We start from the raw sequence: 982 nt of genomic DNA, 5'->3' as shown, positions 1-982 counted from the left end.
GCGCTAGCAATCACCTATTCCGCCAACATTAATGAGCTAGAGAAGAGCGAATTGGCACCTATTCGCGCATTGATTACAGAATCTTCGCCGGCTGATTGGCCGCAAGTAGCAAGGGAGGCAATGCGAAACCACTGGCTGACATGGCTAGTACAGATACCCGCAAGCTTCATTGAAAGTAAATACAACCCCGAAGATCACATAGGCCAACTGGCGGGATTACCTATCCTACTGATGCATAGCAAACAGGACCCGATCGTACGTTATGCACATTTAGAACAATTACTAACAGCAGCAGATAAAGCTGGTGTTCATATCGAAACTTATCAAACGCTGGGAGGCCATACTCAAGGTCTTGCTTACGAGCAAGCGCGCAAACGCTTTATTGAGTTCATTCAAAACGTAGAGCCAAAATGAGCAAAGCGTTCATGAGCTTACAGCGCGCCACGGGTTCTCTAGCTTAAGCTGAATTTTAGATTACCCCATCCAATCACGCATCGCTGCAATTTTAAACTGCTGACCATCCTTCTCAAACACAACATGCTGTTCGCCAATCGACAGCAGCGTCATGCCCTGGAACGCTTGCCCTTCACGAAGGTAGATATTGTTAATCATAACCCTGCGTGCCGAGGGCGCGGAACTGTAGATATGACTATTGAAGGTAAGCTTTGAGACTTTTGGTCGAGTTCTCTGATCGAGTTCTTCAAGATAGAGAACATCTTCGTAAGGATCAATGCTCTCGCTTTCCACACCTTGATCTTCTACATTTGCTAACTCTGAAGACTGAACAGGAGCCGCATCAAGCGGCACATCGGATACGACTACGCGCGCGTCGCTGACGATTGCAGCGGACGCGGACTGGCTCTGAGAAAGTCTTTTAGACTTTGGCTCGATCAGCTCAAATTGCTCTTCAAAAGGTACCGTTGAGGGCTTTTCAACAGACACCGCTGAAGGCTCTCCAGCAGAAACCGTTGAGGACTCTACA

Annotated in this window: 2 protein-coding genes; one reads left to right on the top strand and one right to left on the bottom strand. The window is 47.9% G+C overall.

Annotated elements, in window-relative coordinates; translation table 11 throughout:
* On the top strand, positions 1 to 414 hold a 414-nt coding region (locus A3750_RS26150), incomplete at its 5' end, for a S9 family peptidase (protein ID WP_197475027.1).
* A 60-nt stretch (positions 415 to 474) separates the two neighbouring features.
* Here A3750_RS26150 and A3750_RS12965 read toward each other — a convergent pair.
* Positions 475 to 982, bottom strand: a 508-nt coding sequence (locus A3750_RS12965) for a general secretion pathway protein GspB (RefSeq protein ID WP_156498574.1), incomplete at its 5' end; no start/stop codon positions are given.

The sequence above is a fragment of the Oleiphilus sp. HI0079 genome, from assembly GCF_001635105.1.
The sequence above is the reverse complement of the archived record's forward strand: the minus strand, read 5'-3'. Positions and strand labels throughout refer to the sequence as shown.